General features: G+C 58.1%; 28 protein-coding genes and 4 tRNA genes. 11 read left to right on the forward strand and 21 right to left on the reverse strand.

The window, feature by feature from the left end:
- Window positions 1-168: a cysteine-rich KTR domain-containing protein gene (locus tag B5477_RS02770; protein ID WP_074141147.1), complete on the forward strand. Its 168-nt coding sequence runs from the start codon at window positions 1-3 to the stop codon at window positions 166-168.
- A 53-nt stretch (window positions 169-221) separates the two neighbouring features.
- Here the strand turns inward: B5477_RS02770 and B5477_RS02775 are convergent, their stop codons facing one another.
- Window positions 222-1,658, reverse strand: a complete 1,437-nt coding sequence (locus B5477_RS02775) for a MobA/MobL family protein (protein WP_002586622.1) — start codon at window positions 1,656-1,658, stop codon at window positions 222-224.
- Window positions 1,659-1,892: 234 nt separating this feature from the next.
- Window positions 1,893-2,108, reverse strand: coding sequence for a helix-turn-helix domain-containing protein (locus tag B5477_RS02780; protein ID WP_002586623.1), 216 nt, complete (start codon window positions 2,106-2,108; stop codon window positions 1,893-1,895).
- A 172-nt stretch (window positions 2,109-2,280) separates the two neighbouring features.
- Here B5477_RS02780 and B5477_RS02785 point away from each other — a divergent pair, with 172 nt between their 5' ends.
- The 3 genes from B5477_RS02785 to B5477_RS02795 all read left to right on the forward strand — a co-directional run bounded on the left by B5477_RS02785 (window position 2,281) and on the right by B5477_RS02795 (window position 4,969).
- Window positions 2,281-2,955: a helix-turn-helix domain-containing protein gene (locus B5477_RS02785; RefSeq protein WP_225363674.1), complete on the forward strand. Its 675-nt coding sequence runs from the start codon at window positions 2,281-2,283 to the stop codon at window positions 2,953-2,955.
- Between the two features lie 107 nt (window positions 2,956-3,062).
- Window positions 3,063-4,361, forward strand: coding sequence for a tyrosine-type recombinase/integrase (locus B5477_RS02790; protein WP_002586625.1), 1,299 nt, complete (start codon window positions 3,063-3,065; stop codon window positions 4,359-4,361).
- Window positions 4,362-4,522: 161 nt separating this feature from the next.
- The gene (locus tag B5477_RS02795) at window positions 4,523-4,969 is read left to right on the forward strand and encodes a GNAT family N-acetyltransferase (protein ID WP_079698291.1); all 447 of its coding nucleotides are present in this window, start codon (window positions 4,523-4,525) and stop codon (window positions 4,967-4,969) included.
- 254 nt (window positions 4,970-5,223) lie between these two features.
- Here B5477_RS02795 and def read toward each other — a convergent pair whose 3' ends face one another.
- A complete protein-coding gene (def, locus tag B5477_RS02800) occupies window positions 5,224-5,679 on the reverse strand; it encodes a peptide deformylase (protein ID WP_079698292.1) in 456 nt (151 codons plus the stop codon).
- Window positions 5,661-5,915, reverse strand: a complete 255-nt coding sequence (locus tag B5477_RS02805; protein WP_079698293.1) for a helix-turn-helix transcriptional regulator — start codon at window positions 5,913-5,915, stop codon at window positions 5,661-5,663. The genes def and B5477_RS02805 overlap by 19 nt, the downstream gene beginning before the upstream one ends.
- Window positions 5,916-6,065: 150 nt before the next feature.
- Here B5477_RS02805 and B5477_RS02810 point away from each other — a divergent pair, with 150 nt between their 5' ends.
- Window positions 6,066-6,887 carry a collagen-like protein gene (locus B5477_RS02810; RefSeq protein WP_079698294.1) on the forward strand — a complete coding sequence of 274 codons (822 nt, stop codon included), beginning with the start codon at window positions 6,066-6,068 and terminating at the stop codon, window positions 6,885-6,887.
- A 20-nt stretch (window positions 6,888-6,907) separates the two neighbouring features.
- Here the strand turns inward: B5477_RS02810 and B5477_RS02815 are convergent, their stop codons facing one another.
- Window positions 6,908-7,420 carry a ferritin gene (locus B5477_RS02815; protein WP_079698295.1) on the reverse strand — a complete coding sequence of 171 codons (513 nt, stop codon included), beginning with the start codon at window positions 7,418-7,420 and terminating at the stop codon, window positions 6,908-6,910.
- Between the two features lie 202 nt (window positions 7,421-7,622).
- Here B5477_RS02815 and licT point away from each other — a divergent pair, with 202 nt between their 5' ends.
- A complete protein-coding gene (gene licT / locus B5477_RS02820) occupies window positions 7,623-8,465 on the forward strand; it encodes a BglG family transcription antiterminator LicT (RefSeq protein ID WP_079698296.1) in 843 nt (280 codons plus the stop codon).
- Window positions 8,466-8,526: 61 nt separating this feature from the next.
- Here the strand turns inward: licT and B5477_RS02825 are convergent, their stop codons facing one another.
- From B5477_RS02825 to B5477_RS02870, 10 genes are all read right to left on the reverse strand, one after another.
- Window positions 8,527-10,002, reverse strand: a complete 1,476-nt coding sequence (locus B5477_RS02825; protein WP_079698297.1) for a PTS transporter subunit EIIC — start codon at window positions 10,000-10,002, stop codon at window positions 8,527-8,529.
- 139 nt (window positions 10,003-10,141) lie between these two features.
- Window positions 10,142-10,399 (reverse strand): HPr family phosphocarrier protein, encoded by a 258-nt coding sequence (locus B5477_RS02830; protein WP_079698298.1) that lies wholly within the window; start codon window positions 10,397-10,399, stop codon window positions 10,142-10,144.
- A 23-nt stretch (window positions 10,400-10,422) separates the two neighbouring features.
- On the reverse strand, window positions 10,423-10,917 hold the full coding sequence (locus tag B5477_RS02835) for a PTS sugar transporter subunit IIA (protein ID WP_079698299.1): 495 nt from the start codon (window positions 10,915-10,917) through the stop codon (window positions 10,423-10,425).
- Between the two features lie 405 nt (window positions 10,918-11,322).
- On the reverse strand, window positions 11,323-12,087 hold the full coding sequence (locus B5477_RS02840; protein WP_079698300.1) for a copper homeostasis protein CutC: 765 nt from the start codon (window positions 12,085-12,087) through the stop codon (window positions 11,323-11,325).
- 22 nt (window positions 12,088-12,109) lie between these two features.
- On the reverse strand, window positions 12,110-14,449 hold the full coding sequence (locus B5477_RS02845) for a sensor domain-containing diguanylate cyclase (RefSeq protein ID WP_079698301.1): 2,340 nt from the start codon (window positions 14,447-14,449) through the stop codon (window positions 12,110-12,112).
- Window positions 14,450-15,036: 587 nt separating this feature from the next.
- Window positions 15,037-15,882 (reverse strand): prenyltransferase/squalene oxidase repeat-containing protein, encoded by an 846-nt coding sequence (locus B5477_RS02850; RefSeq protein WP_079698302.1) that lies wholly within the window; start codon window positions 15,880-15,882, stop codon window positions 15,037-15,039.
- A 235-nt stretch (window positions 15,883-16,117) separates the two neighbouring features.
- Window positions 16,118-16,193 (reverse strand) — tRNA-Gln (locus tag B5477_RS02855).
- 58 nt (window positions 16,194-16,251) lie between these two features.
- Window positions 16,252-16,328, reverse strand: a tRNA-His gene (locus tag B5477_RS02860).
- A 14-nt stretch (window positions 16,329-16,342) separates the two neighbouring features.
- A tRNA-Arg gene (locus tag B5477_RS02865) sits at window positions 16,343-16,419 on the reverse strand.
- A 26-nt stretch (window positions 16,420-16,445) separates the two neighbouring features.
- Window positions 16,446-16,519: transfer RNA gene (locus tag B5477_RS02870), tRNA-Gly, on the reverse strand.
- Between the two features lie 211 nt (window positions 16,520-16,730).
- Here B5477_RS02870 and B5477_RS02875 point away from each other — a divergent pair.
- From B5477_RS02875 to B5477_RS02890, 4 genes are read left to right on the forward strand one after another with little or no spacing between them, the layout of a single operon-like run.
- Entirely contained in the window at window positions 16,731-18,227 is a 1,497-nt protein-coding gene (locus B5477_RS02875) for a nicotinate phosphoribosyltransferase (RefSeq protein WP_079698303.1), read from the forward strand.
- Window positions 18,228-18,245: 18 nt separating this feature from the next.
- Window positions 18,246-19,517: a GTPase ObgE gene (gene obgE / locus B5477_RS02880; protein WP_079698304.1), complete on the forward strand. Its 1,272-nt coding sequence runs from the start codon at window positions 18,246-18,248 to the stop codon at window positions 19,515-19,517.
- Between the two features lie 3 nt (window positions 19,518-19,520).
- Window positions 19,521-19,952, forward strand: a complete 432-nt coding sequence (locus tag B5477_RS02885; RefSeq protein WP_242942103.1) for a Mini-ribonuclease 3 — start codon at window positions 19,521-19,523, stop codon at window positions 19,950-19,952.
- Window positions 19,942-20,814: a YitT family protein gene (locus B5477_RS02890; protein WP_242942104.1), complete on the forward strand. Its 873-nt coding sequence runs from the start codon at window positions 19,942-19,944 to the stop codon at window positions 20,812-20,814. The genes B5477_RS02885 and B5477_RS02890 overlap by 11 nt, the downstream gene beginning before the upstream one ends.
- 100 nt (window positions 20,815-20,914) lie before the next feature.
- Here the strand turns inward: B5477_RS02890 and B5477_RS15185 are convergent, their stop codons facing one another.
- Window positions 20,915-21,067, reverse strand: a complete 153-nt coding sequence (locus B5477_RS15185) for a hypothetical protein (RefSeq protein ID WP_165873126.1) — start codon at window positions 21,065-21,067, stop codon at window positions 20,915-20,917.
- A 161-nt stretch (window positions 21,068-21,228) separates the two neighbouring features.
- Between B5477_RS15185 and B5477_RS02895 the strand changes: the two genes are divergently transcribed.
- Window positions 21,229-21,780, forward strand: coding sequence for an NADH peroxidase (locus B5477_RS02895; RefSeq protein WP_079698305.1), 552 nt, complete (start codon window positions 21,229-21,231; stop codon window positions 21,778-21,780).
- Between the two features lie 176 nt (window positions 21,781-21,956).
- On the opposite strand, the gene B5477_RS02900 is transcribed toward B5477_RS02895, so the two are convergent.
- The 5 genes from B5477_RS02900 to B5477_RS02920 all read right to left on the reverse strand — a co-directional run bounded on the left by B5477_RS02900 (window position 21,957) and on the right by B5477_RS02920 (window position 25,915).
- The gene (locus tag B5477_RS02900) at window positions 21,957-22,388 is read right to left on the reverse strand and encodes a flavodoxin (RefSeq protein ID WP_079698306.1); all 432 of its coding nucleotides are present in this window, start codon (window positions 22,386-22,388) and stop codon (window positions 21,957-21,959) included.
- Window positions 22,389-22,429: 41 nt separating this feature from the next.
- The gene (locus B5477_RS02905) at window positions 22,430-22,990 is read right to left on the reverse strand and encodes a DUF3793 family protein (RefSeq protein ID WP_079698307.1); all 561 of its coding nucleotides are present in this window, start codon (window positions 22,988-22,990) and stop codon (window positions 22,430-22,432) included.
- A gap of 358 nt (window positions 22,991-23,348) precedes the next feature.
- Entirely contained in the window at window positions 23,349-25,208 is a 1,860-nt protein-coding gene (locus tag B5477_RS02910; protein WP_079698308.1) for a heavy metal translocating P-type ATPase, read from the reverse strand.
- Window positions 25,209-25,274: 66 nt separating this feature from the next.
- The gene (locus tag B5477_RS02915; protein ID WP_079698309.1) at window positions 25,275-25,493 is read right to left on the reverse strand and encodes a cation transporter; all 219 of its coding nucleotides are present in this window, start codon (window positions 25,491-25,493) and stop codon (window positions 25,275-25,277) included.
- Between the two features lie 59 nt (window positions 25,494-25,552).
- Window positions 25,553-25,915 carry an ArsR/SmtB family transcription factor gene (locus tag B5477_RS02920; protein ID WP_341455971.1) on the reverse strand — a complete coding sequence of 121 codons (363 nt, stop codon included), beginning with the start codon at window positions 25,913-25,915 and terminating at the stop codon, window positions 25,553-25,555.
- Window positions 25,916-26,035 lie beyond the last annotated feature (120 nt).

Raw genomic sequence — 26,035 nt, forward strand, 5'->3', positions numbered from 1 at the left:
ATGAAAGCCACAGAATGGATATATTGCCCTATCTGCGGCAATAAAACTCGCACAATGATACGGGAAGATACAGAATTAAGAAACTTCCCTCTCTACTGTCCGAAGTGCAAAAAGGAAACAAGCATCAATGCTCAGGATATGAAAGTCACGCTTGCAGAACACAAATAAGATTTTTATGTATGCCGCCGCATGGGTGATACCATAGCGGCGGTTTTTCGTGCCTATCGGCTGTCTCTGTCAAAGGATTTCTTTCTCTGTCTCGGCTGGTTTCTCTGCTTACCCTCCGCCTGAAGCTGACGCAGGCGTTTCAGCACGCTCTCTCGTTCAGGCGGCTTTGCCTGCTCTTTTTTGGCGGGTTTCTGTTTTTCCCTGACCTGTTGCTCCCATGCGGCAAGGTCACGATTGAACTGCTCCACAACAGCCTCCGCCTTACGGTAGGTTGCCATGTACGCCTGCACATCGGGATAACCGTCCTCTTTCAGAACATCGGGCAGTTTATCCAGCTTTTCAGCGATTTCCTTTTCTGTCCGCTGTATCTGCTCTGTGAGCGCCTTGCGCTCCTTACCCTTGAAAATCCCTTTTGTATCGGCAAGCTGTTGTTTCAGCTTCGGAAGTACCGTATCCTGCAAATGCCGGATTTCTTTCGCCTTATCCTGCGCCTTTATCATCAGCTTTTGCATGGTACGGAACTCTGCCATATCTATTTCAAGGACAGGCTTCGGCGGCATATCGTGTTCACGGATTAAGTTTTGCAGGAAGTCCTTAGCCTTGTTTACGATACTGCGGAACAGACCCGGCAGCCAGCCCTTGCTTTTGATAGACTGGCTCGCCTTTTCGTGTATCTCTGTCTGCTTGACTTCTAAAATCTTTGCTTCGGAGATACCTGATAATAACGCCATATCCGCTGTCCTGTTCCATTCCTGCCTTGCGGCATTATCGGCTTTGATTTCGTCCTCTTTGGGATTATTTTTGCCGATTTTCTTGGCCGGAAGATAGACGCTGTTTTTATCAAATACCTTTAAGTGCTGCTCAGGATCGGAGATATGGCAGTTAATAAGTTCTGTATACACTTCCTTTATCTCTCGGAGAAAAGGCTCTCCCTTAAAGCGTGTATCTTTGGTAGTAAACAGATGGCTTTCGTATACCTCGCCTTTTTTGATGACGGTACAGCCTTTCCGTATCTGCCCGTCCTCCCCCGTGATTTCCTTTTTGGTGCGGACACGCTTTCCAGTCTCGTCAAAGAACACGCTGCGGGAAGCAACCTTTACATCAGGTTCGGGGAGCAACCTCCTCTCGCTGAAAATCAGATGGATATGATAATTTGTCTTGCGCTTGTTGTGGTGGAGGGCGGACACGCACTCCACACCGTACCGCCTGCGGAACTCCTCTGTAAAGTCCGTGAGTACCTGCTGCGGCTCGTATTGCGTATAGATTTCGGGCAAGGCGATAATCAGTTCCCTTGCTTCGATACATTTGCCCTCTGTGCCGCTGCGCTGAAACTCCTGCTGGCTTTCCCTTGCAAGGTTGCTCCAAAAGGTGCTGTCGGCGGTGCGGTAGGTGGCATAGAGATTTTCCTGCCTTGCATGGCTTGTAATATACGATATTCGCCCTTTGACATTGGGCAGTTTTGACATCTGGATAAAACTGTGTCTCGGCATACATCATCTCCGTTTTCTGTTGTCAAGGTGCGTCCTTTTTTTGCAACCGTTTACGGTTGTGGCTGTCGCTGCGGCAGCGGTGACAGCCCCGTATCATACGCCGCAGGCGGTTGATACGGAAGCCCCCTGCAAGGGCGAAATACCCGGAGTACAAATCGAAGATTTGTGCGAGGGGTGTATTTCGCTCTCAAACGCCGAGGGCTTAGGGTTACTTTCCGAAAAGAGAATGGATGGTCATTCCACTCTGCGGACATCATCGGGCTTCAGAAGATTTCTTCCCTGATTGACCGTCAGAAACCGTTCCAGCGTGTCCCTGCGGATAATGGTCTTGCGCCCCACTTTGAGGACGGGCAGCTTTCCCCATTCCACCAGCTTCCGCATGGTGTTCCTGCCGATACCCGTACATTCTGCGGCTTCCTCTATGGTAAGTCCCATTTTGACTGCGCTCATTCTATCAACCTCCTTTTAGAATACTCATTTTGCAACTACTGTTTTATCATTATACTTATTCTGCCATCTCTTGTCAACCTATTTTGCAACCATTCATAGTTTATTTACAACTTTCATTGAGATAAAGGTTGCAAAATAAGTATCGGCGTGTTATACTGATACCAGTCAGGAGGTGAACACCTTGAAAAAAGAAACCACATTCACCGCAAAACAGGTCGGTAGGAGGATTAAGGAACGCCGCACAGAGTTAAACATTACCATGCCGGAACTTGGCAGGCGTGTAGGCGTGAACAAATCCACCATTCAGCGGTATGAAGCGGACGGAGTTGATCCGAAGCGCACAATGGTTATCAACGGTCTTGCGGAAGCGTTGCTCACAACTCCCGAATGGCTGACAGGTCTTTCCGATGATAAGGAATATGACACCTATACTCTTTGCCAGCGGGATATTGAGGAACACATCAGGAAATATCTGGACACAGTTTCCTATACAGTAAAGGGCGAGCCGCACCAGCAGCTTCTCACGACATTTCTCGGCAAGATGGTTGACCTGTATACGGTTATGACCTGCTACTTTGCTGATGCTATGGAGGAAGTTGACCGTGTGGCGGAGGACAAAGGGCTGAAAGAGTCTCTTGGACGGTACGCCATAGAGTCCGGGGCAATCATGGAACAGGTATACCGCAAGAAGATGGAAGTACCGATTGAGGATATGAAACGGTTTTTAGACGGGATTTTACATATCCACGATGAGGGGCGCACAAGAATGTCGATGGGCGCACTTTTCGGGATAGTGGAGGAAGCCGAAGAAAGGCTTTCCGAAAAAGAAAATTCCGTGGCACCTTGACAAGTAAAGACGCCAGTTGACTTTCACTGGCGGAAGTGACACAATTACTTTACGCACACCATATGTCACAGTCCCGATTGCCACGGATAGAAAGGAGTTTTTTATCTATGGCAAAAGGTTCTGTAAGAAAGAAAGGCAAAAAGTGGTACGGACGCTTTTATATTGAAGATGAAAGCGGCAGAAAAGTGCAGAAAGAGTTTGCAGGCACAGAGAGCAAGGCGGAAACAGAAGCCATGCTCCGCAAAGCGATAGCGGACTATGAGGAAAAGCAGTTTGTCGGGAAAGCGGAAAACATCACGGTAGGCGATATGCTGGATATGTGGGTAGAGGAAGAACTGAAACCCGGCAACTTAAGCAACGGGACGGTCATGTCCTATCAGGGAACGGTCAACCGTATCAAGCAATATCCCATTGGCAAACGCAAGCTGAAAACCGTGACCGCCGACCATTTGCAGGCGTTCATTGATTTTCTGAGCTACGGTGGGACAAACCCGGACGGGACAACTTCAAAGCCCATGAGCAAAGGATATATGCTCCTGTTCTCGGCGGTGTTGCAAAATTCCTTCCGCTTTGCGGTTTTCCCGAAAAAACTGATTACCTTTAACCCTATGCAGTATGTGAAGCTGAGGGGCAGGAAGCAGGAAACGGATATTTTCTCGGACAGTGAGGAAGATACTTCCAGTATTCCTACTATCACCCATGAACAGTTCCAAAAGCTGGAGGAATTTCTCAAGGCAAAAGATAATCCCGCCTTGCTGCCTGTGCAGATAGCGTACTACACGGGGCTTCGTATCGGGGAAGTATGCGGCTTGACTTGGCAGGATATTAACCTTGAGGAACAATATCTCACGGTACGCCGAAGCATGCGCTATAACGGAACAAGGCACACAACCGAAGTGGGAACGACAAAACGGAGCAAAGTCCGCACCGTTGATTTCTGCGACACGCTGGCGGCAATCCTGCGGGCGGCGAGAACAGAACAGCGCAAAAACCGTTTCCGCTACGGGGAGTTTTATCACCTGAACTACTACAAAGAAGTAAAGGAAAAAGGGCGCACCTATTATGAGGTTTACAGCCTGCAAAGGACAGAGGAAGTCCCGGAGGATTACAAGGAAATCTCCTTTGTCTGCCTGAGAGCAGACGGGGCGTATGAAGCGCCGAGTACGGTAGGGATTATGTGCAGGGCGGCAAAGAAGAAAGTGAAAGGGCTTGAAGATTTCCATTTCCACACGCTCCGTCACACCTACACAAGCAATCTGCTTTCCGGCGGCGCAAAGCCGAAAGATGTGCAGGAACTTCTCGGACACTCCGATGTCAGTACCACAATGAACATCTACGCTCACTCTACAAGGGAAGCGAAGCGCACTTCCGCAAGGCTGCTGGATAAGGTGGTCGGCGGGGAATAAAAAGTTGCCCTTGTTTCGGCTCGTAAGGGCAAAAACAAGGGCAAACAGATAAGGTTTGAATGAAAAACAGGCGTGAAGCCTTGAAAAATCAATGGTTTTTGAGGATTAGATAGTTAAATCTGAATTTGACGGTAGAATGCGGCGAAAAGGAGCACCAGAGAATGCGTTTTGAAAAAACGGATGTTCAATCGGCAGACGCACAGATGCTTTTGTATGAATTGAATGTGGCCTTGATGGGTATTCTTGGCCATAATGGAACAAAACATGTTTGTCTGGACGATTTCAATCATGACAAGTCTTTTTTTGTGATAGGCTATGATGAAGGTATGCCCGTTTGCTGTGCGGGGATTCGTAAATTTGATGATACCACTGGAGAAGTCAAACGAGTTTTTGCAAAGAAGAATCGTCGGGGATATGGAGCGGAGTTAATGGCCGCAGTTGAAACACTGGCGCTGGATTGTGGCTACAGACGGCTTATCCTAGAGTGCCGGGAAGGTAATCCTCATGCGATTGATTTCTATAAAAGAGTAGGCTATTTGCCCTGTGAAAATTATCCTCCTTATAAAAATGAAACGGACGCCGTCTGCCTAGAAAAGAAATTGCTGTGATTACGAATATTTCATAAAAAAATTTTCAGTTTGACAATTTAGAATTTAAAGATCTGTTCGGTTCCACATTATCATATGGCCGGACAAACTACAAGAACAGCCACAGCAGTTTGCACTGCTGTGGCTGTTAACTGTCTTACGAACACCGCCCATTACCGCAAGGGCGTTTTTTTGCAGGTCGGCCACAAAATAAAACGGCCATGGCCGTAGGCCGGTCGTAAGAATCGTAAAAAATAGCTCGGAGAGATATTTTTTTACAGCTCGATCCATTCCAGCGCGCGGTCGGGGAGGGATATCCCGTCGAGATGGTCCAGCTCATGGCAGAAGCACTTGGCAAGCTCCCCTTCCCCCTCAAGCAGCAGCTCGTTCCCCCATTCGTCCAGCGCCTGCACGCTCACCCAAAACGGGCGCATGGTGCTCGCCCAGTGCCCGGGGAAGCTGAGGCACCCTTCCAGGCAGAGCTGTTCCCCGCTCGCGCCGACCAGGCGGGGATTGACCAGCTGCAAGAGGCCCTCTCCCAGATCGATCACCACCAGCCGCCGCAGGACCCCAATCTGGCAGGCGGCCAGTCCCGCGCCGTTTTGGGTGTGGTACATCGTCTCGGCCATGTCGCGCAGCAGAGCGCGCACCCTGTCGTCCACGGCCTCCACCGGACGGCAGGGGAGGTGCAGCGCCCGGTCGTCAAACAGCCTCAATTCTCGCAGCGCCACTGGCTTACCCCCTTGCTTTTGTCCACCCGGGAGCGCCGCACGCTCTCTTCGAAGAGGAAAACCTCCTCGATCCGGAGGCCGAACACCTGTGCAAGGTCGTGCGCCAGCCAGATCGAGGGCTCGAATTTTTCGGTTTCGATGGCGTTGATGGCCTGGCGGGAAGCGCCTGCCAGCTCGCCCAACTGCTCCTGGGTGAGCCCCCGAGCCTCCCGCAGCTGAAGGATACGGTTTTTCATGGAAGTCCCTCCGATTTGTCGTGTTAACCTTACAAACAGGATAACAGATACAACCTGTCTTGTCAAGTTGACCTGACAGACAGTCCCCCATTGGGGGATGGTGGAATAGGATAGAGTGGGGCAATCCAATCCACGAAAAGGAGACTATTTATGAATCGGGAATTTCCCTTTTATAACGGGTGCTGGCGGTACTGCTGCTGCCCGCCGTCCGACAATGGCAGCCCGGCAAACGAGACTGGAGCCACCGGGCCGATGGGCCCTCCGGGCCCACCTGGTTCCCCCGGCGCAAACGGCGCTCCCGGGCCGAGGGGCGCCACTGGCCCGGCCGGAGCGGCGGGCGCCACCGGAATGATGGGAACGACCGGCGCGACGGGCCCCACTGGGGCGACCGGGGCCACCGGCCCCACCGGAGCGACCGGGCTGAGGGGCGCCACCGGTCCGACAGGTCCGGCCGGTCCCGCTGGCGTGACCGGAGCGCGGGGATTTATCGGCGCGACCGGGCCCACGGGGGCGACCGGAGTTACCGGTCCCACCGGACCGACCGGGGCCACCGGGACCGTCCCGGGCGACTCCTACGCATCCTTCATCAATTTTGGCGCGTCGTTCGCCGATGCCACGCTGATCCCAATGCGGATGGCGGTGGCGGACCCGGCCGGGAACATCACGATGGCCGACCCCAGCCGCGTGTCGCTCGCGCCGGGGGTGTACGCTATTTCCTATGAGGTGTCGACCCTACTGGACGCTCCGGGGTTTATCCAGGTGACGCCGTATTATAACGGCGCTTCCCACATCGAATACGGCATCTATTTCATGACCGGCACCGGCACCGGGCGTTCCAGCGCCAACGGCGCGGTGTCGCTGATCATCGAGGTCCCGGCGCAGACCATTTTCAACCTGACCTTCAACAGCCCCGTGAGGGCCACCGAGGGCGCCCTCACCATGGTGATTACCAAGCTGAGAAGCGGGACCTGACCCTGCCATGCGGCTCTCGCTCAGAGCACCAGGGTGGGCGGGGCGTAGACACGCGCGGCCAGCTCGCTGTCGAGCAGATAGAGCCCCTTTGCCTCGCCGCCGAAGAGCTCCATCTTGGTGATCAGATCGTGGGCGCTCTTCTCCTCCTCGCCCTGCTCCTTGATGAACCAGTCGAGAAACTGCATGGTGCGGAAATCCTTGGCCTCCTGCGCGGCGGCGTAGATGGCGTGGATCAGCCCGGTGACGTACTCCTCGTGCGCCAGCCCCGCTTTGAGCGGGTCCATCGGGGCCTGCGGCGCCTGGTCCGGCTTCGCGATGGCCTCGAGTACCACGCGAAAGTTGTTGTTGTGCAGGTACTGGTAGAAGAGCATGGCATGATCGCGTTCCTCCTGGGCCTGGACCTGGTACCAGTTGGCGAAACCGTCCAGACCCTTGTCGGTGAAGTAGCTGGCGAAATCGAGGTAGAGATAGGCGGAATAAAATTCCTGGTTGACCTGGGCGTTGAGCAGCCCGGACACTCTGTTGTCCAGCATGGGGAAAACCTCCTTTGACGTATTCTCACTGTCAGTATGGGACAGGAACGGGCGAAACAATCTGTTAGTTTTAACTAACGATTGCGGTCGCGGCAAATTTACGTATTTGCCCGCTGGACAGATTGGCCAAAACCGCTTATACTAGAGACAGGGAAAATTTGCCTGTTGACCGTGCCCACCTTGAGGACAGCGGAGGGATTCGATGAAGATCGAAAAGGTTTTGAATAACAACGTGGCGGTCACCCGGGACGAACGGGGAAGGGAGAGCGTGGTCATGGGCCGCGGCCTCGCCTTCAAGGGGAAGCCGGGGGATGTGATCGACGAAGGGCTGATCGAGAAGGTGTTCACCATCTCGGACCAGGGCGTGCTCGACCGCTTCCAGCAGCTGCTTTCCAATATCCCGATGTCCCATGTGCTGCTCAGCGAGCGGATCATCAACTATGCCAAGATCAAGCTGGGAAAGAAGCTCAACGACAGCATCTACGTCACCCTGCCCGACCATATCTCGATGGCCATCCAGCGCCAGGAGGAGGGGATCGTGCTCAAAAACCCGCTGCTCTGGGACATCCGGCGCTTCTACCGGGACGAGTACGAAATCGGCCTCAAGGCCAACGAGGTGGTCAAGGAGGAGACCGGGGTCGAGTTCCCCGAGGACGAGGCCGCCTTTATCGCGCTGCACTTCGTCAACGCCCAGCTCGGCGAGCAGATGGCCAACGTCTACGATATCACCTACCTCATGCAGGAGGTCTGCGGGATCGTCAAAAGCTATTTTGGGATCGAGTTCGACCTGGAGTCGCTGGACTATTACCGGTTCATCACCCATTTGAAGTTCTTCGCCCAGCGCCTGCGCAACAACCAGCACTACGAGGACGACGACGAGGACCTGCTCGAGGTGGTGCGCTTCAAGCACCGCGCGGCCTACCTCTGCGCGCAGAAGGTGGCGGCCTTCGTGCTCGATAAGTACGGCTACCGCCTGAGCGGGGAGGAGCTGCTCTATCTCACCGTGCATATCGCGCGGGTGACCCGCAAGCCGAACGAACCATAAGAAAAGCGCCCATCTCCTGGGAGATGGGCGCTTATTCGCGTGATAGGGCGGACAGGAGCTGTTATTTCATCAGCTTCTTGAATTCGTCGGCCACATGCTGGACCTGGGTGCCGACGATGACCTGTACGCTGGTCTTGCTCGGGCGCATGACGCCGGCGACGCCAGCGGACTTGATCAGCTTTTCGTTGACCTGGGTGTAATCCTTGATCTCCAGGCGCAGGCGGGTGATGCAGTTGTCCACGCTGGTGACGTTTCCGGCCCCGCCGAGGCCTTCGAGGATAACCCGGGCGACCTCGGTGAAGTCATTGTTGGAAAGGACCACCTTGGTCTCGTCCTCGTCGTCGTCCTCACGGCCGGGGGTCTTGAGGTCGAACTTGGTGATGGCAAAGCGGAAGACCAGGTAGAACACCGCGAACGCCGCAATGCCGAGCGGGATGATCATCCAGGTGTTGGCCGCTGCCGGCAGGCTGGCGGAGAAGAGCAGGTCGGTGGCGCCGGCGGAGAACGAGAAGCCCGCGCGGAAGCCGACCAGAACGGTGATAAAGGTGAAGATGCCGTACAGCAGCGCGTAAGCGACGTAGAGCAGGGGCGCCAAGAACATGAACGCGAACTCAAACGGCTCGGTGACGCCGCAGATGAAGGCGCACAGGGCGGCGGAAGCGACGATACCGACGGCGACCTTGCGTTTGTTGGTCTTGGCGGTATGGATCATCGCGAGCGCGGCGCCCGGGATACCGAACATCATGCACGGGAAGAAGCCGGACATGTACATACCGAGGTCCCAGCCCACCTGAGCCGAGGTTTCGCCCGCCCAGAAGTGGGTCAGATCACCGATACCGATGGTCGGGAACCAGAACACGTTGTTGAGCGCGTGGTGCAGGCCGACCGGGATCAGCAAACGGTTGAGGAACGCGTAGATACCAGCGCCGATGGCGCCCATGCTGAGGATGCCGTTGCCCAGGGCGACCAGGCCGCCGAAGATGATGGGCCATACGAACAGCAGGATCGCTGCGGCGACGATCGAGACGACCGCCGTGACGATGGCGACGCAGCGCTTACCGCTGAAGAACGCCAGGAAGTCCGGCAGCTTGGTGTTTTTAAACTTGTTGTAGCAGGTCGAACCGATGATACCGGCCAGGATACCGATGAAGGCGTTCTGAATGCTGTTGAACGCGATCGTCTTGGAGGCGTCCTCGGCGACACTCGGGATCAGGGTGGTGACCACTCCGGTGCTCAGCAGCTTGGTGATCATCAGCCAGGAAACCAAGCCGGCCAGCGCCGCGGTACCGTCGTGGTCGTCCGACATACCGATCCCGACGCCGACGGCGAACAGCAGCGCAATGACCGGGCCGTCAATGATGGCGAGCGCCGCCTGGACCATGAAATAACCGATCAGCGGGATCGCCCCGGTGATCTCTCCGCCCTGCATGGACGCCGGGCAGAGCAGGTAGCCGAGACCGGAAAGGATACCGGCGATCGGCAGCACTGCCACCGGCAGCATCAGGGACTTGCCTAATTTTTGCAGGTACTTCATCATAAGTGCATACCCTCCTCATTGTTTGCGCGGCTTCGTTGGCCGCGCTCTTTGTTTTTGGCCCGCCCCGCGCCCGTCCACCCCTCAAAGGGCCCGGGGGAGCGCTTTATCAGAACCCGTTTGCCTTACGGGATTCCAACCTCTACAGGTTGCCCTGGAAGAAGGCCTCCAAATCCTTGGCGGCCGTTTCCTCGTCCCCGCCCTCGCAGGTCACGCTCACGGTGTCGCCCTGTTTTACGCAGAGCCCCATCAGGGCCATGATCCGGGTGGCGTCCGCCTCCTTGCCGCCGGCCGCGACGCGGACCGTGCAGGAGTATTTCTTGGCCTCCTTGCACAGCAGCCCCGCCGGCCTCGCGTGGATTCCGAGCTCGTCGCGGATGGTGTAGGTAAAGCTCTTCATGCGCCGTCTCCTCCTTTTAGGGATTATTTCTTCAGCCGGATCAGATCGTCCAGCTCCCCGACGTGGGCGCCGGTGAGCGGCTCGAACCCGGCGTAGGCGTCCGAATTGCAGATGACCACCGGAGTGATGACGTCGTATCCGGCGCCGGTGATCCCCGCGATGTCGAACTCGATGAGCAGCTCGCCTTTTTGCACCCTCTGTCCGTTTTTGACGTGGGCGGTGTAGAACTGCCCCTTGAGCCCCACGGTGTCAAGTCCCACATGAATGAGAATTTCGACCCCGTCGGCGCTGGTCAGGCTCACGGCGTGGCCGGTGTCGAACATGGTCTCGATCGTCCCGTCGGCGGGGGCGACGATCCGGCCCTTTCCCGGCCGGATGGCGACGCCCTTGCCGAGAATCTCCTGCGAAAAGGTGGGATCGCTGACCTCACTGATCGGGACCGCTTCCCCTTCCAGAGGGGCCTGGATGACAAGCCCGCTCTCGCCAAAACCGAACATATCCTTTAGTTTCCCGAACATTTCTCCCATCATCCTTCCCGGCTGCCTCTGGAAATAAAAACTTGGTCCCGGCTTTTTTATTGCCCCACTGTGCTTGGCAATAAAAAAGACCAAACCCCGCCTACCGCACCCCGCGGCTGACGAAATTTGGTCTTGCCTGCATTACCAGTAACAACCCATTCGTATTAAATTATACGTTTAACAACGGTATTTTCATGCCGATCCAGCAACCCAAATTTATAGATTGAAGCCGAAACGAAGCGAATGAATGCTTCGTTTTTTGTGCGTTTTACTGGAAAAACACACCAGTCGCTGAATCTATAACTAGTATAACAGCGGAAAAAACCAAAATCAATTGGAACATGCAACAGTGATTTTGTTAATATCTTGTACATATTTGCCAAAACAAATATGGCATACTTGTCTTCATTGCACGGACAGGTTTTCTTCGAGGACCTGGACGGCGGCGGCCACCGCCGCCGGGTCGGTGCGCCAGAGCTGGTATTCGTCCAGGGAGGCGACCCCCATGCTCACATTGGGGTTGCGGTAGGTCATGCCGCTCTTTAGCACCCGTTTGCCGGACATATGAAAGCTGCGCAGGGGCGTGTCCCGCAGAAAATCGGAGATCACTCCGGCGTTCACCCCGCCCCCGACCAGGATGTCCGGCCCGTTTTCGCCCGCGGCTTCGGCCAGGCGGCAGAGCAGCTCTTTGCCCGCGGTGCAGCTGTTTTGCTGGCCCGAGGTCAGGATGGCGCCGATCCCGAGGGACCGGGCCTGCTCCAGCGCCAAAAAGGGATCGCGGCACATGTCGAAGGCCCGGTGCAGGGTGACGGACATCCCGCCGGCCTCCTCCATCAGCGCCCGCATTTGGGGAAGGTCCAGCTCTCCGCCGGGGGTCAGGCAGCCGATCACGAGCCCCTCGGCCCCGGCCTCGCGAAAGAGGCGCGCCTCCTCGCGCAGCACCCGAAGCTCCTCCCCGGTGTAGAGGAAATCCCCGAAGCGGGGGCGCAGCAGCACATGGATGCGTATCCCGCACTGCCTGCGGATCTCATGGAACAGGGCGAGGCTGGGAGAGAGCCCGCCGGTGATCAGGCTGCTGCACAGCTCCAGGCGGGTGGCGCCGCCCTGGTATGCCGCCAGCGCGGACTCCACCGAATCCACGCAGCATTCGAGCGTATAGGTTTTTTTCATATGAACCTCCATTCTGTGAGGGCTATTGTTCGTTCCACTTCGTCTTCTCAAAGGTCCAGATACATTCCCTGCATTGGGGGGAGTAGTCGGGGGAAGGGAAGATATGCAGGAAGATGCACTCGCCGTCTTTCTTTCGGTAGAGCAGCTGGGGCTCCTCGCCGCGTCCCAGGCGCTTCTCCAGCGCCTGGTAGTCCAGCAGCGCCAGCAGGGCCTTGCGGTCCATGGCATCGACGCTCTTTTCGGCGTAGCTCTGGAGCGCGGCGCTGAACTTCCCGCCTGCGGCCTGCACGGCCCGCTGGAAGTAGGCGGGGATATAGATCGTGCGCAGGGAGTCCATGCGCAGGTCGACGATGTACACCCCGATGTACTTGGAGGCGAGCGCCGAGCGGAACACATCCAAATCCCGCTTCTCCTGCAGCAGATCCTCGAGCTGGCGGTTCATCTCCCGCGCCTGCTGTTCGCCGTCCCGGTTCTGGTAATATAGCCGCTTGGCCTCGTACATCTTTTCCTCGGCGCGCTTCACCATCTCGAAGACCAGCGGCGCCCGCTCGCGCCGTTCGACCCCCAATGAGACGTGGTAGCCGCAGTCCGCGATGGCCCGCTCGAGCGCCTGTATGCGCCGGCCGACCTGCTCCTCGTCCTCGCCGAGGCAGAAGGCGGCGAATTCGTCCCCGCCGATCCGGTAGGTGTTCTCCTCACCGAAGCATTCCTTGAGCGCCTCGGCGACCGATTGCAGCATCCTGTCGCCCGCGATGTGGCCGAACTGGTTGTTGATCTCGTGCAGCCCGTCCGCGTCGAGATAGACGCAGCAAAGGGAGAGGTTCCCGCCCTTTTCGTACTCCTCCATCGCCTTTTGGAAGCTGTTGCGGTTGAGCAGTCCGGTCAGGTGGTCCATCATGCCCATCTCCTTGATGGTGAGGAAGGATTCCATATTGTACAGCGCCATCGAAAAGCTGAGCACGACGCTCTGCAGCAGCTCGGCCGAGGAAAAGCGGCGGCCGAGGTTATAAGCGCCCAGCACGCCCGCGTGCACGCTGTCCGGGTTCCTGACGCTGACGAGCATAAGGCTCTCCACCCCGGCACCCTGAAGCAGCTCATATTCCCGGGGGCTTTCCTCAGCCAGGGATGAGAAGTCGTAGCACACGAGACTGCCCTGCCGGGTAAGCATCGCGCTCAGGCGGGGGAAACGCTTGGCCGAAAGGTTTTCCCAGAACCCGTTGGGGGCGTCGTCCCCGCCCGTCCAGACGTAGGCATGCCTGCCCTCGTGGCTGCCGTAGAGGAGGAAAAAGGCGCCCTGCGCCTGCAGCATGCCGGCGACCTTGTGCAGCGCTTCCTCGAACAAGCCGGGGTCGCGCGCGGCGTTGAAGAGGACGTTTTCGATCTGCAACATATACTGCACCCGGTCCAGCTGGGCATCCTTTTCGCGGGTTTCGCGCCGGGTGCGCAGGAGCAGCCAGACAAAATAGAACACCAAAAAGAGCGCCTCGAGCCCGGCCAGCAGCATGAGCATGCGGCGGATTTTTTGGGCGTCGGCCAGGGCGACGCTCTCGGGCAGGGAGAACATGAGCATCCAGTCGTTGATCCCGGCCGGCTCATAGGCGCAGTAGAGATATTCCCCCGCGGTATTCGAAAAGAAGGCCGTCTGGCCGGATTTCCCCTCGTCCATGTCGCGGATCACCTGCTCCAGGCTGTAGCCCTCCTTGATCTTGCGCGAGCGGAGGCCATGGATATTCCCCAGGTAGTCGTGTACCGTGTCCACCAGGAAATTGCCGCTTTTCCCCTCGATGACGCACAGCCTCGAGCCCTCCTGCGACAGGTTGTCGCTGTAAAAATGGGGCAGCGTTTCGAGGTCGATCACGGCGCAGAGCAGCGCCTGCGTTTCCCCGTCTTTGACGATCGGGGCATAGCTGCGCAGGATCATCCCGCTGCCGTCAAGCTCGTTTTGCCGGCCGGAGATATGTTCGCCCAGCGCCTTCTCCCGCTCGTAGGAGAGGGCGTCCGAGGCGTCGGTAAGGCTGCCGTCCATGCTTAGGATTTGGTCGCCCGGCAGCAGGATTTCCAGACGGGAGATAAGGGAGCCCCCCTCGAAGGAGGAGAGCAGGCGCAGGGCCGGCTCGGAATCGAGCCCATCAAGCTCGGCGAACTGCCGCGCGGTCAGCTTCAGCAGCTGGCGGCTGCCGGAGACGTTGCTCTTGAGCTCCTGCCCGAACTGCAAGGTTGCTTGGCGCAGCATACGAAAGCAGGAATCGGTCGCAAGGGCCGTGATCTCCCGCGAGGCGAAGAAGAAGGCGGCGCCCAGGCAGAGGGAGAGGAAAACGGCCGCAAGAATATGCGGTTCGCTGCGCCTGCGTTTCGCTTTCACCGTCCATGCACCTCCCGGATGAAAATAGCGGCCATAAAAGTCCGTATCATTGCTTTTCTACCGCCATTATACCATGAGCGCAAAGCGCGAATGGTATAATCGGCCATCGCCATGGGCGGGCCAGTGAGATCTGTATAATAGTCGCTCTGCGACTGTTATACCATGAGCGCAAAGCGCGAATGGTATAATCGGCCATCGCCGTGGGCGGGCCAGTGAGATCTGTATAATAGTCGCTTTGCGACTATTATACCATGAGCGCAAAGCGCGAATGGTATAATTGGCCATCGCCGTGGGCGGGCCAGTGAGATCTGTATAATAGTCGCTCTGCGACTGTTATACCATGAGCGCAAAGCGCGAATGGTATAATTGGCCATCGCCGTGGGCGGGCCAGTGAGATCTGTATAATAGTCGCTCTGCGACTATTATACCATGAGCGCAAAGCGCGAATGGTATAATCGGCCATCGCCGTGGGCGGGCCAGTGAGATCTGTATAATAGTCGCTTTGCGACTATTATACCACAGCGGCGGGGGCAATGACAGATTTTGGCTGTACCTTCCCGGAAAATGTGAGAATTTTCGGGGGCCGCTCACAGGGAGGCACGGCTCTGCATATTTCGGAGGATTTCCCGATAGCGGTTGGTGGCGGGCCCGCTGGGCCGGCCCTTGCGGCAGAAGGAGAGCCGTCCGAGCTTTGGCACCACCCGCTCGACGATTATCTGCCCATCCGACAGCTTCCCGTCGAGCACCCGGAGCGCTTCCAAAAACCGCGGGTCGCTGCAAGCGCACGCGTAGAAGGAGAGTACATAGAGATAGTAGAAGAGGTTATATCCCCGAAAGGGGTACTCGACTTGCAGGAAGAGGGAACCGATCCCGTAGTGGCAGGGCCCGGCGGGCTTGCGATAAGTCCAGTGCCAGAGCAGGAACCCGACAGCGCGTTCGAGCGCCGGCTCGGCGCGAAACGTTTCGCTCTGGCGGAAGGCGTCGAGCGCCACAAGGGTCGGGAAGGGGTTGGAATACTCGGTTTCCGGGCCGCGCCCGTAACTATACTTGTTGCAGCGCCAGCCTCCGTCGGGCTGCTGAATGTCCAGCAGGTGACGAAAGGTTATGTGCAGGCGCGGATCGTCGGCATAGCCCAGCCGGCAGAGCGTGGCGGCGGCGTGGGCGGTCTGGCAGGGGTAGATGGCGCCGGTGGGGTACAGCTTAAAGCGCCCGTCCGGCTGCCATGCGTCGAGGATCAGTTCGGCCACCTCCCGCAGCGGCGGGTCGCCGGGGTCCATCCCCAGCTCGAGCAGATAACTGGCGCTTTCCAGCGCCGAGAAGGGCGCCCCCTTGATCAGACGCTTGTCCGGCGTGGTCCAGAAATCCGCCCCGCCGTCATGGCGGTGGGAGAGGATCTCCTGAACGTCCGGCAGATATTGCTGTGAAACGGACATGCTGGCCGCCCCCCTTTACAATTCAGTTTATTTCTGTGCGTACGCGACATCCTGCTCTAAAGTTTAGAATATCCGGATATGTCTTGTCAATTTATATTTTAGCCCGGGGGTGCCGTTAGCGCCCCGCCGAACGGCTTGGGGCGCTTTCCCCTAAGGGGACGTGACAACGTCAAGAGGGGGATCATCCCCCTACGAAAAAATAGTCGTTAAACCGAACCGGTTTAACGACTATTTTTGGTTGGGCTGGCTGGATTCGAACCAGCGGGATGAGGGAGTCAAAGTCCCTTGCCTTACCGCTTGGCTACAGCCCAATGTTTATATAGAAAATCCCCAAGTACAGAATACTGCAATTGGGGATTCACTTTTAAATGGGGTGGATAGTCGGATTCGAACCGACGACCTCCAGGGCCACAACCTGGCGCGCTAACCAACTGTGCCATACCCACCATATATCATTTTTTGGCGCGCCAGGAGGGACTCGAACCCCCGGCCTACTGCTTAGAAGGCAGTTGCTCTATCCAGCTGAGCTACTGGCGCATAAGAGCCCGCCGATCGGTGGGCCGTGGAGCGGGTGATGGGAATCGAACCCACGCTGCCAGCTTGGAAGGCTGGAGTTCTACCATTGAACTACACCCGCGCACCTGTCCCAAGCCGGGTCCTCCCGTTTTGCGACGAACTATATTTTAACAAACTTTGTAACCGATGTCAATACAAGAATCGCGCTTTGTGCTGAGAAAAAGCAAATTGGCTGTACAAAACAGGGAAAGGGTGGTAAAATAACTCTAGTTAGGCTGTCATCGCCAATACCTGTCCGGATACGCGTAAGGACCCAAAGGAGAGATGTGAAAATGAGCCCCCAGGATAAGCTCGGCAGAAACCTGAGCATGCTGACCGATTTTTATGAGCTGACCATGTCCAACGGATATCTGCAAAACGGCATGAAGGATACGGTCGCGGTCTTCGATATGTTTTTCCGCAGGATTCCGGACGGAGGAGGCTTCGCCATCTTCGCCGGGCTCGAGCAGCTCATCGAATACCTCTCGAATCTCTCCTTTACCGAGGAGGACATCGGCTATCTGCGTTCCAAGAACTGCTTTTGCGAGGAGTTTCTGGACTACCTGCTCCACTTCAAATTCCAGTGCGACATCTGGGCGATGAAGGAGGGCACCCCCATCTTCCCCAGCGAGCCGGTGGTGGTGGTGCGCGGACCGGTCATCCAGGCCCAACTCGTCGAGACGATGGTGCTGCTTACCATCAACCACCAGTCCCTGGTGGCCACCAAGGCCAACCGCGTGGTGCGCGCCGCGCAGGGGCGCTCGGTCTTCGAATTCGGCTCCCGCCGTGCGCAGAGCTACGACGGCGCGGTGCTCGGCGCGCGCGCCGCATACATCGGCGGGTGCGACGCGACCGCCTGCGTCATCGCCGACCGGGACTATGGGATCCCCGCCGTGGGAACCATGGCGCACAGCTGGGTGCAGATGTTTGGCAGCGAATATGAGTCCTTCGCCGAGTATGCGAAGCTCTACCCTGATAATTGTACCCTTTTGGTGGATACTTATAATGTGCTTTCGAGCGGGATCCCCAACGCCATCAAATGCTTTAACGAGGTGCTGCTCCCGATGGGCTACCGTCCGAAGGGGGTGCGCATCGACAGCGGCGACATCGCCTACCTCTCCAAGAAGGCGAGAAAAATGCTCGATGAGGCGGGCTTCGACTACGTCAACATCGTGGCCTCCAACTCGCTGGACGAGTATATCATCCGCGACCTGCTCATCCAGGGGGCGAGGATCGACCTGTTCGGGGTGGGGGAAAACCTGATCACCAGCAAGTCCGATCCGGTGTTCGGCGGGGTGTATAAGCTGGCGGCGGTGTGGAAGGGGGAGGAATACCTCCCGAAGATCAAGATCAGCGAATCGATCGAGAAGATCACCACCCCCGGCTTCAAGATGGTCTACCGCTTCTTCAGCAAGGAGACCACCCTGGCGGTGGCCGACCTGGTGACGCTGCACGATGAGGCGGTGGACGCCTCCCGTCCGGTCACCATCTTCGACCCGATCGCCACCTGGAAGAAGAAGACGCTGCAAAACGTCGAGGCCGTCGAGCTGCTGACCCCCATCTTTAGGGGAGGGGAGCTCGTCTACCGCTCGCCCGAGCTTTCGCAGATTCGCAGCTACTGCCTCGACCAGGTGGACCACCTCTGGGACGAGGTCAAGCGCTTCGAGCACCCGCACACCTATTATGTGGACCTCTCGCACAAGCTGTGGAGCATGAAGAACGCCCTGCTGGAGGAGATTTCCTCTCAAAATACGGGCGCCCCTCAAATCAACGAGGGGACATCATTTTAATTTGAAACGGGGAACAGAATGTTTGTAGATATTGCAAAAATCCGCGTTAAGGCCGGCGACGGCGGCAACGGGGCGGTGACCTTCCACCGTGAAAAGTACGTTGCGGCGGGCGGCCCGGACGGCGGCGACGGCGGACGTGGCGGCAACGTCATCTTCCAGGTGGATACCAACCTGTCCACCCTAGTGGACTTCAAGTTTAAAAAGCGCTACATCGCCCCCAGCGGCCAGAACGGCTCGGGCAGCCGCTGCTACGGCAAAAAGGGGGAGGACCTTCTCATCAAGGTGCCGATGGGCACCCTGGTGCGGGAAGCCGAGAGCGGCCGGCTGCTGGCGGACATGTCCGACTTCGAGCCCAAGGTGATTGCAAAGGGCGGCAAGGGCGGATGGGGGAACAGCCATTTCGCCACCCCCACCCGCCAGATCCCGCGCTTCGCGAAGCCCGGGCTGCCGGGGGAGGAGTTTGAGCTGATCCTTGAGCTCAAGCTCCTGGCCGACGTGGGGCTTTGCGGCTTTCCGAACGTCGGGAAGTCCACCTTGCTGTCCATGGTCAGCTCGGCGAAGCCGAAGATCGCCAACTACCACTTCACCACCCTGTCCCCCATCCTGGGGGTGGTCCGCGTCGGGGAGGGCAGCTCCTTCGTGATGGCGGACATCCCGGGGCTGATCGAGGGGGCGGCCGAGGGCGTGGGGCTCGGGCACGAGTTCTTGCGCCACATCGAGCGCTGCCGGCTGATCGTGCATGTGGTGGACGTCTCGGGTGTGGAGGGGCGCGACCCCAAGGAGGATTTCGAGGCGATCAACCGGGAGCTCCAAGGCTTTAGCGAGGAGCTCTCAAAGCTTCGGCAGATCGTGGCGATGAACAAGACCGACATCGCCACCGGGGAGCAGGTGGAGGAATTCCGCCAATTCATCACCGGGCAGGGGTATGCCTGCTTCGAGGTGTCGGCGGCCACCGGAAAAGGGCTCCAGGAGCTCATGAACGCCGTCTGGCAGGAGCTGCTGACCCTGCCGCCGATCAAGCAGTACGAGCCCGACCCGGCGCCGGTGGTGGACCCCGGGAGCCTTTCGGGCCGCCGCTTCGAGGTGAAAGTCGAGGACGGCGTCTATTTTGTGGACGCGCCCTGGCTCTCCCAGGTGCTCGGTTCGGTCAACATGGACGACTACGAGTCGCTGCAGTACTTCCAGAGGGTGCTGCGGGACAGCGGGATCATCGACAGGCTGATCGAGCTTGGGATCAAGGACGGGGACACGGTCTCCATCTTGGACTTCGAGTTCGACTACGTCAGCTGAGGATTGGAGGCGGTCGGAATAGAAAATCCGAAGCTGCTGAGCCCCCTCAACCTGGCTTTCGTGGGGGATGCGGTCTATGAGCTGATGGTGCGCCGGCGCCTGGTCGAAGGCGGCAGCCGCCCGGTGAGCGAGCTGCACGCCGAGGCGGTGCGCTACGTGCGCGCCGGGGCGCAGAGCATGTGCTATGAAACGCTCTGCGCAGTACTTAACGAGGAAGAAACGGCAATTTTGAAGCGTGGGCGCAACGCGAATTCGGTGCGCCCGCCCAAGAGCAGCACGGCGATCGACTACCGCCGGGCCACCGCGGTGGAGGCGCTGCTGGGGTATCTTTTTCTGTGCGGGGAGCATGAGCGCCTGCAGCAGCTGGTCGGGCTGATGATGGAAACGATCCGGCGGCAGGCAGAAAAAATGGAGGTATGTGAAGGTGAAGATTAGGAAGGAAACGGGGAAGGAGCTCGCGCTCGACTTCCTTTATGACATCGTGGGCGGCGGGATATTCGCCATCGGGACGCACTGCTTCGTCTCCCCCAGCAACATTGCTCCGGGCGGCGCGTCCGGTATCGCGATCATGTTCAATTACCTGTTTAATTTGCCGATCGGCACCATGATCTTCGTGGTCAATGTGCCGCTGATGATCCTGGCCTATAAATACATCGGCAAGGGCTTCACCCTGCGCACCTTAAAGTCGGTGGTCGTCAGCTCGCTCATGCTCGACGTGGTGGTCGCGCCCTTCTTCCCGCAATATGTGGGGGACGAGCTGCTCGGCTCGCTCTTCGGCGGCGTTATCACCGGCGCGGGGCTGGCCATCGTCTTTATGCGCGACTCGACCACCGGCGGCAGCGACATCGCCGGCAGGCTGATCCAGGTGCGCTGGCCGCATATCCCCATCGGGCAGGCCATGCTCTTCTTCGACGTGACGGTGCTGCTCGTCTCGATCCTGGTCTTTGGCTCGATCGAGTCGGGGCTCTATGGGCTGATCTGTATGTTCGTCTGCTCCAAGGTGATCGACGGGATCATCTACGGCATGGACAAGGGCACCATGGCGGTGATCGTCTCGGACAAGACCCGGGAGATCGCCGAGAAGGTGATGGAGGAGATGGAGCGCGGCGTGACGCTTTTAAAGGGTGTCGGCGCCTATTCGGGCGAGGACAAGGAGGTCGCGCTGTGCGCGGTGGCCCGCTCGCAGTTCCACCGGCTCAAAACCATCGCCTACGAGGTGGACCCCAGGGCGTTCATCATCGTCTCCGAGGCGGGGGAGATCCTGGGCGAGGGCTTCAAGGACATCAAAAAGGATTGATCGGAATAAAAAGAGAGGGCCGCCCGGTTGGACGGCCCTCTCTCTGATTTCAGGCGGTTAACGAATAGGTTCCCTAACGGATAAACACATTTCGAACAGCTTACTTGGAACTCTTCGGGCAATTGTTGTTTTGCTCGTTGCTGTTCTTGTTCTCGGAACGGTTCTGGGAATTCTGCTGGTTGTTCTGAGAATTGGAGAAATTGGAATTGTTCTTGTTCTTGCTGTTGTTGCTGTTGTTATTGTTGTTGGACATTTTCATTTCACCTCACTTTTGTTAGTATTATCTGTCCGTAAAAGCGTTTTATACGCCCTTGGCAAGGAAAAATCCAATTTTTTTGTTTTCCGTGGTTGACAAAAATATACCATTATAGTATAATTAAACCAAACAAAAAAGAGTTTAGGGAGGAAAATATCATGAAAAAGTTTATCTGTACCGTTTGCGGCTACGTATACACCGGCGACGCTGCGCCCGAGAAGTGCCCCCAGTGCGGCGCTCCGGCTTCCAAGTTCACCGAGCAGAAGGAGCAGGCGGGGCTTTCCTATGCGGATGAGCACAGGATCGGCGTGGCCAAGGACGTGGACGCCGAGGTTGTCGAGGGCCTGCGTATGAACTTTACCGGCGAATGCACCGAGGTCGGCATGTACCTGGCCATGTCCCGCCAGGCGGACCGCGAGGGGTATCCCGAGATCGCCGAAGCCTTCAAGAGATACGCCTTCGAGGAGGCGGAGCATGCGGCCAAGTTCGCCGAGCTGCTCGGCGAGGTCGTGAATGCCGACACCAAGAAGAACCTCGAGCTGCGGGTCGCCGCCGAGAACGGCGCCTGCGAGGGCAAGAAGCAGCTCGCCACCCGCGCCAAGGAGCTCGGGTACGACGCGATCCACGACACGGTGCATGAGATGTGCAAGGACGAGGCCCGCCACGGCTGCGGTTTTGCGGGCCTGCTGGGCCGCTACTTCGGCAAGTAAGAATCGAGAACAGTGATACATAAAAGGAATCGCCGGTCATTGACCGGCGATTCCTTTAGGTAGGGACGTATGATAGGAGGAAGCCCGCAGCCTGTGCGGGGCTGCGGGCGGACAGGGGGGATATGGCAACCCCCATCGTCTGTATCGTTATGCGCTTGGTTGCGGATAACCAAAGATTAAAGAGAGACGAAGTCTCCGCCGAGCTTGCGGCAGGAGGCGAGCGCGTCGTCATCCGGGGTTTCGTGGGCCATCAGCCCCTCGTCCCCGCAGAGGATGGCGCCCGCGGCGGCCGTTCGGTCCTGCCAGTCGCGCATCCACTCCCCGTCGCCCCAGCCGTAGGAACCAAAGAGAAGCACCTTCTTGCCGGAGAGCTTGCCCTCAAGCTCGGTGAAAAAGGGCTCGAACTCGCTTTCCTCGAGCACCTCGGCCCCCATGGCGGGGCAGCCCAAAGCGAGCTTTTGATATTCGGCGGCCTTGTCTGCCGTGATTTCGGAAACGGTGAAAAGCTGAGCCTGCGCGCCGGCCGCGTTGATCCCCTCCGCAATGGCGTTGGCCATGGCTTCGGTGTTGCCGGTCTGGCTCCAGTAAATAACCGCGATGTTTTCCATAAAACAGCCTCCTGACTTCGTTATGTAGCATGCATTTGGTATTATGCGGCGATAAGCACCTGCCGCAGGGTCTTTCCCTGCGCGATCTGCGCGCAGAGGGCATGACGGCAGCGGGTGAAACTTGAGAAGAGCTTCCGGGCCTGCTCCTCGTCGGAATAGACCTTCCAATAGCCGCAGAGCTTGCAGTTTTTCCCCTTATTTTTGAGAAAGCCTTCCACATCCGCGAGCGGGTAGCCCAGCAGCACGCCGGCCTCGTGGGGAAAATCCCCGTCCTGAGCGAGCCTGTGCTCAAAACAGTGCAGCACATCCTTCAGCCCTCCGCCGGGGTAGCCGCGGCGCCGTAGAAATTCGCTCACCTTCTCCTGCGCCAGGTGGCGCTCGAGCAGGTCCTGCCGGTAGACCAGCAGAAGAGTGCGTTTTTCGCAACGGCAGAGGAGGCGCAGATGGATTCTCTCGGGATTCAGCTGCTCGTCCAGAGCTTCAATCTGTCTTTCCAGATCGCGATATTGCCCGTGAGGGCAGCAGATCAGGTTGGCAGGCTTGAGCCCGCAAAGCGCCGGCGCGCAGTGGAAGGCGAGCGCCTTCTCCAGAGACTGTGTCATCCGCTCCTCCTTTTTGTAGCTAGCAAATGCTAACTACGTGGGTGAAAGAATGGCCGCTCTGAGACGGCCTGTATTGTGTTAGAGTTAGCAATCGCTAACTATGTGCTTATATTACCATGGGGAGAACAGGCTGTCAAGGGTGAGCGGAAAAAAATTTTGCGCAACCGAAAAAAAGTAAGCCGCGGGCAGCAAAAAGGGCGCGACCTTGCCCGGATTGACGCTGCGAAGGCGTCCTTTGTGCCTTCGGCAGGGTTTCTTTGCCGAGGCCGCAGCATGTTCCCGCACCGCTAAAGAAAGCAGGCTGCGGACCAAGGTCCACAGCCTGCTTTTTACTCAGCCGGCCTCCCGGCAAAGTGCGTCATTTCCCCATGATCCCCTTGGTTTTCAGCGCCCGCGAGGCGTTGAGGATGGCGATGACCGAGACGCCCACGTCGGCGAAGACGGCCTCCCACATATTGGCCATCCCCAGCGCGCCCAGCAGCAGCACCAGCGCTTTGATCCCCAGCGCGAAGACGATGTTCTGGCGCACGATCGCAAGCGTTTTTTTGCTGATCTGCATGGCGGCGGCGATCTTTACGGGATTGTCGTCCATCAGGACGATGTCCGCCGCCTCGATGGCGGCGTCCGACCCCAGCGCACCCATGGCGATCCCGATGTCGGCGCGGGAGAGCACCGGCGCGTCGTTGATCCCGTCGCCCACGAAGGCCAGCCGGCCCTTGGGCGACTTCTCCCGCAGCAGCTGCTCGACCTTCTCCACCTTCCCGGCGGGGAGCAGCTCGGCATAGACCTCGTCGAGCCCGAGCTGGCGGGCGACCCCCTCGCCCACGGCCTTGGCGTCCCCGGTGAGCATGACGGTGCGGCGCACCCCCTGGCGCCTCAGCGCGGCGACGGCCTCGGCGGCGTCCGGCTTGACCTCGTCCGAGATCACGATGTGCCCGGCGTAGGCGCCGTCCACCGCCACATGCACGGTGGTGCCGATGTGGTGGCAGGGGTGCCACTTGACCCCGATCTCCTCCATCAGCTTGTCGTTGCCCGCGCAGACGACTGTGCCGTCCACCTGCGCGCGCACCCCGCGGCCCGAAAGCTCCTCGACCTGCTGCACCCGCTTGGCGTCGAGTTCGGCGCCGTAGGCTTCCTTCAGCGAGCGGGAGATCGGGTGGTCGGAATAGCTCTCGGCGAGCGCGGCCAGCTCAAGGAGCCGCCCTTCGGAAAACTGGTCGGGATGGATGGCGGTGACGTTAAAGACCCCCTTGGTCAGGGTACCGGTCTTGTCGAAGACCACGATTTCCGTGTCGGCGAGCACCTCGAGGTAGTTGCCGCCCTTGACCAGAATCCCGCATTTCGAGGCCCCGCCGATCCCGCCGAAGAAGCTCAGCGGCACCGAGATGACCAGCGCGCAGGGGCAGGAGATGACGAGGAAGATCAGCGCCCGGTGAATCCACTCGGACCAGGCCCCGCCGAGCAGCAGGGGAGGCAGCACGGCGAGCAGGGCCGCCGCGATCACCACCGCCGGGGTGTAGTAGCGCGCAAAGCGGGTGATGAAGTTTTCGGCCTTGGCCTTCTTGCTGCTGGAGTTCTCCACCAGGTCCAGGATCTTCTGCACAGTGGATTCGCCGAAGGCCTTGGTCACCCGCACGCGCAGCAGGCCGCTCTGGTTGACGCAGCCGCTGATCACGTCGTCCCCCGGCTGCACGTCGCGCGGGAGGCTCTCGCCGGTCAGCGCGGCGGTGTTCACCGCCGAAGCGCCCTCGAGCACCACGCCGTCCAGCGGGATCTTTTCGCCCGCCTTGATCACGATGGTATCGCCCACCGCGACCTCGTCCGGGTCCACCTGCACCAGCTTGCCGCCTTGTTCGATGTTGGCGTAGTCCGGCCGGATGTCCATCAGCGAGGCGATGGACTGGCGCGAGCGCCCGACGGCATAGCTCTGGAAGAGCTCGCCCACCTGGTAGAAGAGCATGACCGCCACGCCCTCGGGGAATTCCCCGGTGAAGAAGGCGCCGATGGTGGCCAGCGCCATCAGGAAGTTTTCATCGAATACCTGCCCGTGGGAGATGTTGCGCACCGCCCGCCAGAGCACGTCCCAGCCGATCACGGCGTAGGGGAGAAGGAAGAGCGCCATTCGCAGATACCCCGTGGCCGGGACCAGCAGAGCTAGCCCTAGGAGCAGGAAGCTGGCGACGATCCGGCAGAGCATCTTTTTTTGTTTCTTGTTCATGGAAAGGTTCCCTCCGTCAAAAAGATTGGGAAGAGCCTGTAAATTTCATGGAGTCCCGAGGGGCCGTCAAAGCTGGATGGTGCAGTCGGGTTCGACGCGCTTGCAGGCCTTGACGACCTTCGCCATAATTTCATCGAAGCGGCCCTCGTCGGCCTCGATGGTCATTTTCTGGCCCAGAAAGCTGACGGTGGCGGAGTGCACCCCGTCGATCCTGTTGATGGCGTCCTCCATCTTGGCGGCGCAGTTGGCGCAATCCAGGTCGATCAGCTTAAAATGTTTTTTCATGGTGTTTTCCTCCCGAATGTAAATTTATAGTAAAACAGTTAAGGAATCCCAAAGGCAAGCTATTCCGCGACGTGTTCCATCCCCTGCCCGAGGATGGTGCGCACATGGCTGTCGGCCAGGGAGTAGAAGACCGTCTTCCCCTCGCGGCGGTATTTGACCAGCTTGCTCTGCTTGAGCGCGCGCAGCTGGTGGGAGATGGCCGACTGGGTCATGTTCAGCAGCTGCGCGATGTCGCAGACGCACATCTCCGACTCGAAGAGCACATAGAGGATTTTGATCCGCGTGGAATCGCCGAAAATCTTGAAGAGCTCGGCCAGGTCGTAGAGGATTTCATCGTCGGGCATCTGTTCGTTGACCTTTTTGACGATCTCCTCGTGCGCATGGATGAACTCGCAGCGCTCGACGCCGTTTTGATCGATCACGGAAATGCACGTCCTTTCATATGATCTATTGTTCATATGTTATTATATAAAACTCCCTCACGGATGTCAACCCCATATTTTAATTTTTTGTGCCCGCCCGTGCAGGCGCTCCTCTCATTA

The organism is Provencibacterium massiliense, from assembly GCF_900169495.1.
Lineage (GTDB): Bacteria > Bacillota > Clostridia > Oscillospirales > Ruminococcaceae > Harryflintia > Harryflintia acetispora.